This window comes from Mycobacterium sp. IDUB_37, from assembly GCF_055419245.1.
The window spans coordinates 286143-295713 of sequence record NZ_JBVAXG010000002.1 but is presented as its reverse complement, the minus strand read 5'-3'; the positions used below and the strand labels follow the sequence as shown (position 1 = coordinate 295713).

Here is a 9571-nt window from a genome sequence, read left to right as displayed (position 1 = left end):
GCCACTACCCGGAAAGGTTGAAGTTGCCGTTGGAGCCGTAGATGGACAAGGAAATAAGCAGCGTCACTGAGACGACCACGATCAGTGAGGTTCGCACCGCGTTCCCGGTGGCGACGCCGACGCCTGACGGCCCGCCGGATGCGAAGAAACCGTAGTAGGTATGGATCAGCAGGATGGTGATCGCCATCAGGACGGCCTGCAGAAACGACCACAACAAGTCGATCGGATTGAGAAATGTCGTGAAGTAGTGCTGATACAGGCCACCCGATTGCCCGAACAGCACCACCGTGGTGAACTGGCTGGCCAGAAACGACAGACTGACCGCGATGCTGTAAAGCGGTGTGATCGCCAGCAATCCCGCGACGATCCGGGTGCTGACCAGATACGAAACCGGCCGAATCGCCATGGATTCCAGCGCGTCGATTTCTTCGTTGATCCGCATCGCGCCCAATTGCGCGGTAACTCCGGCACCGAAGGTGGCCGCCAAACCGATTCCCGCGACGATCGGGGCCGCGATACGCACGTTGATGAAGGCGGCGAGGAATCCGGTCAGTGCCTCAATGCCGATATTGCCCAGTGAGCTGTAGCCCTGGACCGCCAGTGTGCCGCCGGCGGCAAGCGTCAGGAAGCCGACGATCACCAAGGTGCCGCCGATCATCGCCAATGTGCCCGCACCCATGCTGATTTCAGCGATGAGGCGAATGACTTCACGGCGGTACCGGGAGACCGCGAACGGTATGCCGGCAATTGCCTTGCCGTAGAACAGCGTATGATCGCCGATTCGGCCCAACAGGCCGACCGGCCTCCCGAGTTGGCTTGTCAAACGCGGGTAGACAGCTCGCAGTGCCACAGTGTGTGCTTACACCTCCTTGAGCATTCTTCGGTCCGTTTCGCCTACTTAGCCGACATTCGGATGCCGATAGCGGTGACAACCACATTCACCACGAACAGTGACATGAAGGCGTACACGACTGTCTCGTTGACGGCGTTGCCGACGGCCTTAGCACCCCCGCCAGTGATCGTCAGCCCCCGGTAGCACGCGACCAGTCCGGCGATCAGCCCGAAAAGTGCTGCCTTGACACAAGAGATGATGACCTCGGGTACGCCGGTCAACAGCGTGATACCCGCGGCGAAGGCGCCAGGATTCACATCTTGAACGAAGACCGAGAAGATATAGCCGCCCAGAATCCCGATGATGACCACCAGGCTGTTCAGCAACAAAGCCACCAGGCCGGCGGCCAGCATGCGGGGTGTCACCAGGCGCTGAACCGGGTTGATGCCCAACACCTCCATCGCGTCGATCTCCTCGCGGATCGTTCGCGAGCCCAAGTCTGCGCACATCGCTGTGGAACCGGCACCTGCCACGATCAACACCGTCACCAACGGGCCTACCTGGGTGACCGCACCGAACGCCGCACCGGCACCGGACAGGTCCGCCGCACCCAGTTCCCGCAACAAGATGTTGAGCGTGAAGCTGACCAGAACGGTGAAAGGGATGGCCACCAACAGTGTTGGTGCCAGCGCGACGCGCGCGAGGAACCAGCATTGTTCCAGGAACTCACGCCACTGGACGGGCCTGCGGAACGCGAACTTGAGGGCGTCCAACGACATGGCGAACAACGCGCCAACAGCTTCCATGGGTTTGGACCCACGACCCAACATCACGCCAGGGGTCCAGCGCTCCGCACCCTTATTTGCCATGCGCCCCAGTCCCTTTCCGGAACATCTGCGCCCTCAACCGCTTTGGCGGCGTCGTCGATTCGCCGTCAGATACAGCTAGCACCCTCACGCTAGGGCCTCCATTCGGTGGCGTGAGTCGGCGCTTCCAGGCAATGACGGCGACCCGAGCCCCACGTCTAAAAGCGTTTGGCGATTATGACTCATGCCGAGTCCAGGGGGAATGGAAAACGGATAACCGTTATCGGCCGAGTTGATTTCGTCATCGACATCTCGTGCATCAGGTAACCGCGCCGGCGGTCTTGAGTTCGATGATGCGATCCCAGTCGAATCCGAGTTCCAGCAGAATTTCGTCGGTCTGTTCGGCAAATCCAGGTGCCGGCGCGGTCTCGGGAGCGGTGACATCGAACTGCACCGGGTTGGCGACAAGCTCGAGTTCGCCTGCCCGCACGATGTATTCGTTCGCTCGGATCTGCGCATCATCGGCCGCTTGCAGCGTGTCCTGAACCGGCGCCCATGGTCCTGCCAACGTCGCGAAGCGTTCGCTCCACTCGGCAAGCGTGCGTGTTGCAATGACTTTGGTCAAGATCTCAACAGCATCTGCTGTATTCGCCGCAATTTTCTCGGAATCGGCAAAGCGCGGGTCGTCTGCCAGTTCCGGCCGATCGATATGCCGGCACACATCGGCCCAGAACTTGCTGGGCTGCATCATCACCAGGGAGATATAACGACTGTCGGAGGTCGGGTATACGCCGACCAACGGGTTGACCGGCGAACCGTGGATGCCGGGCGGCGGCGCCTGCATCAGTTGACCCAGGTGGTTGGTCAACGCCACGGTGTGGCCCAGCGACCACAGGCCACTACCCAACAGCGAGACATCGACGACGGACGGTTCGCCACTGCGCTCGCGCTTCAGCAGCGCGGCCGCGATGCCGCCGGCCAGGTTGGTGCCGGAGATCGTGTCGCCATAGGCGGGGCCGGGTGGGTTGATCATGCCTTCGTAGCCCATCGGCGTGATGGTGGCCGCGGTTCCAGCCCGACACCAGAAGGCGGTCATGTCATAACCGCCTTTGACCGACTCGCCGCCACGGGGGCCGAGCGCACTGCCGCGGGCGTAGATGATCTTCGGGTTCACCGCTCTGATGTCGTCGACGTCGATGCCGAACTTCTGCCGGTGGTCCGGCAAGAAGCTGGTCAGGAAAACGTCGGACCGCCGGGCAAGCTCGTAGAGCACTTCCTTGCCTTCGGGCACCGACATGTCCAGGCCGATGCTGCGCTTGCCTCGGTTGGCGTGCTCGATGTTGGGGTTGGGATCCCCTTCGACGCGGAGCATTCCGGTCTGACGCAGACCACGCTGTGGGTCGCCGGTCACTGCGTGCTCAACCTTGACCACCTCGGCACCCCACTCGCCGAGCACCGCGCCCGCCGACGGGACGAACCCGTACATGGCGACTTCCAGAACCCGGATCCCCTCGAGTGGTTTCATGCGCTGGCCCCCTGAACCGTGACGACTGGTACGGCAAAAGTCTTGCGTTCCAGGAACTCTTCCAGCCCCGCAACTCCCATCTCGCGTCCGACGCCGGACTGCTTGAAGCCGCCGAACGGGCTGTCCGCACCGAAATAGTTGCCGCCGTTGATGGAGAACGAGCCGGTCCGAATCCTGCGAGCTACCGCCACCGCGCGGTCTTGGTCGCGACTGAACACCGCACCGGCCAATCCGTAGATGGAGTTGTTGGCGATGCGTACCGCGTCATCGTCGTCATCGAAGCCGATGACGACCAGCACCGGTCCGAACACTTCGTCCTGGGCGATCTCACTGTCCGGATCCACATTGGTGAGCAGAGTGGGCGCATAGAAGAAGCCCGGATCCAACCGCTTGCCACCGGTGACCAGGGTCGCCCCCGCCGCGACGGCGCGCTGGACCATGCCGTCGACCTTGTCCCGCTGACGCTCGTTGATCAGCGGGCCCATGTAGGTCTTCGGGTCAGCCGGGTCGCCGTGCCGGACCTTGGCGAAGTTCTGCTTGATCAGCTCGACGATCTCGTCGTGATGCTTCTTCGGCACCAAGAGCCGCGACGTCAGGGCGCAACCCTGTCCTGCGTGGGTGACCATGCTGAACGCCGCGAACAAGCTGGCGCCGGCGAAGTCCGCGTCGTCCAGCATGATGACCGCGGACTTGCCGCCCAACTCCAAGAAGACCCGCTTGACGGTGTCGCTGGCCGCGGCCATGATCTTGCGGCCGACGGCGGTTGAACCGGTGAAGGTCACCACGTCGACATCGGGGCTGGTGGTCAGGGCGACACCGACGGCGGGATCCGAGGAACTGAGTACGTTGACGACGCCGGCCGGGATTTCGGTGTGGTTGGCGATCAACTCACCCAACGCCTGCGTGACCAGCGGAGTGTCCGGCGCGCCTTTGAGGACGACGGTGCAACCCGCGGCGAGCGCGGGCGGCAGCTTGGCCAGCGCGAGCTGGTTCGGATAGTTGTAGGCGATGATGGCCGCCACCACACCGGCCGCTTCCTTCTCCACCCAGCGGTGGTGCCGCACACCGCGCGACTCTTTTTCGCCGAGGTCTTCAGAGAACTGATAGTCGCGCAGCACGTCGGCGTAGAAGCGCACGATGCCGATCGGCTCGTCGAGCTGAGCGCCCTGCGTCAGCGCACGGGTGGCTCCGACTTCGGCGATCGTCAGCTCCCGCAGCTCTTCGGCGTGCTCGAGCAACGCCTGATGCAGTTGGTCGAGGCAACGGATCCGGAATTGAACGTCGGTGGACCACGTCGTGGTGTCGAAAGCGCGGCGTGCGGCCGCGATGGCCTGCTCGGCCTCCTCGACGCCGGCGTCGGGCGCGTGCCCCAGCACCGCACCGGTCGCCGGGTTGATCGAGGGGAAGGTACTCACGGTCGTCACGAGCCGGCCGTCGATCAGCAACCGACGGTCGGCGACGTTTCCGGGGTCGGGTCCGCCGCCGGTCGGCGGCACGCCCGCGACCGTTTCCGCCGCGTCCTGCACAGGCATCAATTCCCCTGGTCCGCCACGGCTGTGGCCCCGGTCACGATAATTTCATTCTCATCCTCGGCGAATCTTACATTCGACCACCGAGAACACAAGGAGACAATGCGTCTCAAATGTCTTATCGGCTAGCTAGGCAACCGCTCAGCGAGCATGCTTGAATGCCACTTCCCGCAGGCCCAGTGTCGTTTTTTGGCCAACTTGCGACCAACTTCGACAGGAGAGTAAGGTTCTCATAATTGCAAGGGAGATTCTTTGTGGCTGAGATTGACACCGTGACAATCGACCTCTTGGTGCCGCGGCGATGAAGACTGCGGTAGTCACAGGCGGTGGCTCCGGCATCGGACTCGCCGTCGCGCAGCGGTTGCGGGCCGACGGCCGCAACGTCGCCACGATTGATCTCAAACCCTCTGACGACGATCTCGCCTACACCGCCGACGTGACCGACCGCGGACAAGTGGACGCCGCATTATCGGCGATCCGCGAACGCCTCGGGCCGGTCACGATTCTGGTCAACGCCGCCGGCCTGGACGGATTCAAGCGATTCACCAACATCACGTTCGAGGACTGGCAGCGCGTCATCGACGTCAACCTGCACGGTGTCTTCCACACCGTCCAGGCGGTGCTGCCGGACATGCTGGAAGCCGGATGGGGACGCATCGTCAACATCTCGTCGTCGAGCACCCACTCGGGTACCTCTTATATGTCGCACTATGTTGCGGCTAAATCCGCGGTGAACGGGCTGACCAAATGCCTGGCGCTCGAGTACGGACCCAGTGGCATCACCGTCAACGCGGTACCGCCCGGCTTCATCGACACGCCGATGCTGCGCAGTGCCGCCGAGCACGGCTTCCTCGGCGACATCGACCAAAACATCGCCCGGACCCCGGTGCGCCGCATCGGCAAGCCCGAGGACATCGCCGCGGCGTGCGCGTTCCTCGCATCTGACGAAGCCGGGTACATCACCGGCCAGATATTGGGCGTCAATGGTGGTCGAAACACCTAAGGGAGGCACCAGTGAAGGTCTGGGTTGATCCGGAACGCTGCCAGGGACACACCCTGTGTTCGATGATCGCGCCGGATGCATTTGAGCTCAGCGATATCGACGGCAGCGCATCGGCGGTCGATGAGGTTGTTGCGGACGATCAGATCGACCAGGTCCGTGAAGCCGCGCAGTCATGCCCCGAGCAGGCCATCGTTCTGAGCGACTGAACGCGCTTCTCACTTCTACTGGAGACGGCACATTGAGTGTGGATGACAAGAACAGCTATCACTTCGATCGCCACTCGTCGGAATATCGATCGCAGTTCAAGGCCATCACCGAAGAGATGCACGCCAAGTGCCCGATGGCGTGGACCAACACCTACGGCGGGCACTGGGTAGCCGCGGGCAGCCATGAAGTGTTCGAGTTGGCCCGCTGCCCTGCGGTCTCCAACGATCACGACATCCGCAATGAACGGCGTGGCTACAAGGGAATCTCGATCCCGACCGCCAGCCGAGTCAGCGTGGTGCGGGGTGGCATCTTGGAGATGGACGAACCCGAACACCGCACCTACCGCACCGTGCTCAATCCCTACCTGTCACCGGCTGCGGTCAAGCGTTGGGCCCCCTTCATCGACGATGTGACACGCGCCTGCCTCGACGAGAAGATCGAGGGCGGCCACATCGACTTCGTCGACGACCTCGCCAACATCGTGCCTGCCGTGCTGACTCTGGCCATGCTCGGCATCCCGTTGAAGAAGTGGAATCTCTACAGCGAACCGGTTCACGCCGCGGTGTACACACCGGAACACTCCCCCGACATCGAGCGGGTCACCGCGATGCACCGGCAGATGGGCATCGACATGATCACCAACATGCATGAGATCCGGGAGAACCCGCGCCCGGGCATCGTGAACGGGCTGCTGCAGATGCGGATCGACGGCGAGCCCGCACCCGATCTGGAAATCCTGGGAAACCTCGGTTTGGTGATCGGCGGCGGATTCGACACCACGACGGCGCTGACGGCACACTCGCTGGAGTGGCTTTCGGAGAATCCTGTTGAGCGAGAACGCCTCTCACAGCACCGCGACACTCTCCTCGATCCCGCGACCGAGGAGTTCCTGCGCTACTTCACCCCGGCACCCGGCGATGGGCGCACCTTCTCCGACGACACCGAACTCGACGGTAAGCAGTTCAAAGAAGGCGAACGGCTGTGGATCTCGTGGGCGATGGCGAACCGCGACCCGTCGGTCTTCCATGATCCCGACGAGATCGTTCTGGACCGTAAAGGCAATCGGCACTTCAGCTTTGGCATCGGAGTCCACCGGTGCGTCGGATCCAACGTTGCGCGCACGGTGTTCAAATCCATGCTGAACGCAGTACTGGACCGGATGCCCGACTTCCGCTGCGACCCGGACGGCGCCGTCCACTACGAGAGCATCGGCGTCATTCAGGGGATGCGCAAACTGCCGGCCACGTTCACACCCGGCGCCAGAGTGGGAGCCGGATTGGACGAGACACTCGAGAAGCTGCAACGCATTTGCGACGAGCAGCAGCTCGCCCTGCCCGTCACCGAGCGCAAGGAAGCCGCCGTCATCGACTAACCCCGACTGACGCGCCCACCCTCCAGCACCGAGCGTCACACTAGGGTGGCGCTGGTCGCCGAGCGTCACGCCAGCGTGACCTCATGGCGAGGGCTCATCCCCGCGGCAAACCCAACACGCGCTGCGCGACGATGTTGCGCTGAATCTCCGACGTGCCCCCGGCGATGGTGCCGGAAAAGCTTCGGGCATAACGCTCGAACCAACTGGCGAAGTAGTGATCCAGGTTCATCGGCGCGTACGGTCCGGACAGCGCGGGGTGGACGAGCCCGTCACCGCCGCCGGCCTCGAGCGCATGCTCGCTGGCGCGTAGCTCGGCCTCGGAGCCGAGCAGCTTGAGCACGGAAATCGCCGCGGTGTCGTCCTCACCGCGGGAAGCACGCGCCAACGCCACCGAGCCCAGTAGGCGCAGGGCTTGCTTGTCCATGATCGAGCTGGCGTATTGGTCGCGATCGAGCTCGGACTTCGGCGCAAAGTCGGCGATCATGTTGTCCAGCCGGTCAGCGAAACCCAGCCACATCATGGTGCGTTCGTGGCCCAGTGATCCGTTGGCCACCCGCCAGCCCTGGTTGAGCTCGCCGACCAGATTCTCCGCGGGCACCTTCGCATCGGTGAAGAACACCTCATTGAAGTCGAGATCATCGACGGCACAGATGGACGGAAATGGTCGGCGCACAACACCTTCGGTGTCGGTAGGGATCACCAGCACGCTGATGCCCTTGTGCTTTGGCGCGTCGGGATCGGTGCGCACGAAGGTCAACAGAACGTCGGCGTCATGCGCTCCCGAAGTCCACACCTTCTGTCCGTTGACCACGAAGTGATCACCCTCGAGCACCGCCCGGGTCCGCAACGACGCGAGATCGGAGCCCGCGCTGGGTTCGCTCATGCCCAGTGACGCGGTGATCTCGGCGCGCAGGATCGGCACCGCCCACTTTTGCTTCTGCTCGTCACTCCCGAACGAAATCAGTGATGCGGCAACGATGTTGACGCCCTGCGGGTTGAGGCTGTGGTAGATCCGGCGTCGGCACAGCTCCTCGAGGTAGACGTATTGCTGCAGCACCGTCGCGTTGCGGCCACCGAACTCCGGAGGCTGAGTCGGCAGCAGCCAGCCGTTGTCGAACAGCAAACGCTGCCAGCGCCGCGCCCAGTCCGGCATGTGCGAGACCGACCGGGGACGTTCCAGAGTCTCGCTTGCGTCGGGCAGATTGTCGTCGAGGAATGCGGCGAACTCCGCCCGGAATTCCTCGACATCGAAATCAAAAGTCAGCTGCACGGTACTCCTCGGCGATCAGGGCCCGGTGCTCTGCCGCACCCCCGAGCATCAGCTCACCCGCCTTCGCGCGCTTCAGCGCAAACTGCAGATCGTTCTCCCAGGTGAATCCCATCGCGCCGTGAAGTTGCAGGCCGTGACGGAAAACCAGCGACTGGCACTCTCCCGCCGAGGCTTTGGCCATTGCGGCGGCCAGCCGGCGGCGGGGATCGTCAGCCGAGATGGTCAACGCGGCGAAATATGCCAGCGCCCGAGCCCGCTGGATGGCGATGTGCATATCCGCCGCCTTGTGCTGCACGGCCTGGAACGAGCCGATGGGCACGCCGAATTGGTGTCGGCCACGGACATGCTCGAGCACCAGGTCCAGGATGCGCTGGCAGGCGCCGACGGTCGTAATGGCCATGCCCGCCAGGGCGATATGGTGCGCGCGCTCGCGATCCACGATCAGTCGGTCGCTGTCGGGCACCCGCACTTCGTGGAAGGTCAGATCGGCGACGTGCAGCACCGGGTCGAATACCGACTCTCGCCGGGCCGACAACTGACTGGCGTCGGTGAGGAAGACCCCGGCCTCGGTCAACACCGCCAGGCGGTCGACCCGGTCCCCGTCCAGGACGTGCCGCGCGGTGCCGTCCAACACCCAGCCCTCAGCGTCCCGGCGCGCGCTGATCCCGCTGTAGACGGCAGTGCCGGACTGGTTGGGGTCAAACCGGTCCCCGACCAAGGGCGCGAATTGGCTCATGGTCGCCAGGAAGGGCGTTGGGTCGGTGGCGTGGCCGAGTTCCTCGAGCACGATCGCCAACTCCACCGCGCTGGCCGGGTCGTTGAGTTCCGTCCAGCCAAGGTCGAGATAGACCTTCCAGAGCGGAGTGGAGTCGGCTCCCTGCTCGGCCACACTGCGGACCAAAGAAGGGGGACATTGCTTGGCGACGACGTCGCGCACTGTGTCCTGCCACAGCCGCTGGTCAGCATCGAACTCCAAGATCATCGCGAGGCCGCCTCCTGCCGAAGCAACGTTGTGCTTACTTAGTGA

General features: G+C 63.5%; 9 protein-coding genes. 3 read left to right on the top strand and 6 right to left on the bottom strand.

All coding sequences use genetic code 11. From position 1 onward, the window contains the following. Window positions 1-4 precede the first annotated feature (4 nt). From ACZY1I_RS07950 to ACZY1I_RS07935, 4 genes are all read right to left on the bottom strand, one after another. On the bottom strand, window positions 5-850 hold the full coding sequence (locus ACZY1I_RS07950; protein WP_463753805.1) for an ABC transporter permease: 846 nt from the start codon (window positions 848-850) through the stop codon (window positions 5-7). Between the two features lie 44 nt (window positions 851-894). After that, window positions 895-1701: an MlaE family ABC transporter permease gene (locus tag ACZY1I_RS07945; RefSeq protein WP_463753804.1), complete on the bottom strand. Its 807-nt coding sequence runs from the start codon at window positions 1699-1701 to the stop codon at window positions 895-897. A 256-nt stretch (window positions 1702-1957) separates the two neighbouring features. Then, entirely contained in the window at window positions 1958-3163 is a 1206-nt protein-coding gene (locus ACZY1I_RS07940; protein WP_463753803.1) for a CaiB/BaiF CoA transferase family protein, read from the bottom strand. Next, complete coding sequence (locus ACZY1I_RS07935; protein WP_463753802.1) at window positions 3160-4695, bottom strand: aldehyde dehydrogenase family protein; 1536 nt, start codon at window positions 4693-4695, stop codon at window positions 3160-3162. The genes ACZY1I_RS07940 and ACZY1I_RS07935 overlap by 4 nt, the downstream gene beginning before the upstream one ends. 298 nt (window positions 4696-4993) lie before the next feature. Here ACZY1I_RS07935 and ACZY1I_RS07930 point away from each other — a divergent pair, with 298 nt between their 5' ends. From ACZY1I_RS07930 to ACZY1I_RS07920, 3 genes are all read left to right on the top strand, one after another. Next, window positions 4994-5695: an SDR family NAD(P)-dependent oxidoreductase gene (locus ACZY1I_RS07930; RefSeq protein ID WP_463753801.1), complete on the top strand. Its 702-nt coding sequence runs from the start codon at window positions 4994-4996 to the stop codon at window positions 5693-5695. 11 nt (window positions 5696-5706) lie between these two features. After that, window positions 5707-5901, top strand: coding sequence for a ferredoxin (locus ACZY1I_RS07925; protein ID WP_463753800.1), 195 nt, complete (start codon window positions 5707-5709; stop codon window positions 5899-5901). A gap of 116 nt (window positions 5902-6017) precedes the next feature. Further along, window positions 6018-7274: a cytochrome P450 gene (locus tag ACZY1I_RS07920; RefSeq protein WP_463754342.1), complete on the top strand. Its 1257-nt coding sequence runs from the start codon at window positions 6018-6020 to the stop codon at window positions 7272-7274. A 94-nt stretch (window positions 7275-7368) separates the two neighbouring features. Here ACZY1I_RS07920 and ACZY1I_RS07915 read toward each other — a convergent pair whose 3' ends face one another. Then, entirely contained in the window at window positions 7369-8544 is a 1176-nt protein-coding gene (locus ACZY1I_RS07915) for an acyl-CoA dehydrogenase family protein (protein ID WP_463753799.1), read from the bottom strand. After that, the gene (locus ACZY1I_RS07910; RefSeq protein WP_463753798.1) at window positions 8528-9526 is read right to left on the bottom strand and encodes an acyl-CoA dehydrogenase family protein; all 999 of its coding nucleotides are present in this window, start codon (window positions 9524-9526) and stop codon (window positions 8528-8530) included. The genes ACZY1I_RS07915 and ACZY1I_RS07910 overlap by 17 nt, the downstream gene beginning before the upstream one ends. Window positions 9527-9571 lie beyond the last annotated feature (45 nt).

Coding starts and splice junctions, on each gene's coding strand:
- ACZY1I_RS07910 (WP_463753798.1), bottom strand. CDS start 9,526: ATGATCTTGGAGTTCGATGCTGACCAGCGGCTGTGGCAGGACACAGTG.
- ACZY1I_RS07935 (WP_463753802.1), bottom strand. CDS start 4,695: ATGCCTGTGCAGGACGCGGCGGAAACGGTCGCGGGCGTGCCGCCGACC.
- ACZY1I_RS07920 (WP_463754342.1), top strand. CDS start 6,018: ATGCACGCCAAGTGCCCGATGGCGTGGACCAACACCTACGGCGGGCAC.
- ACZY1I_RS07945 (WP_463753804.1), bottom strand. CDS start 1,701: ATGGCAAATAAGGGTGCGGAGCGCTGGACCCCTGGCGTGATGTTGGGT.
- ACZY1I_RS07940 (WP_463753803.1), bottom strand. CDS start 3,163: ATGAAACCACTCGAGGGGATCCGGGTTCTGGAAGTCGCCATGTACGGG.
- ACZY1I_RS07930 (WP_463753801.1), top strand. CDS start 4,994: ATGAAGACTGCGGTAGTCACAGGCGGTGGCTCCGGCATCGGACTCGCC.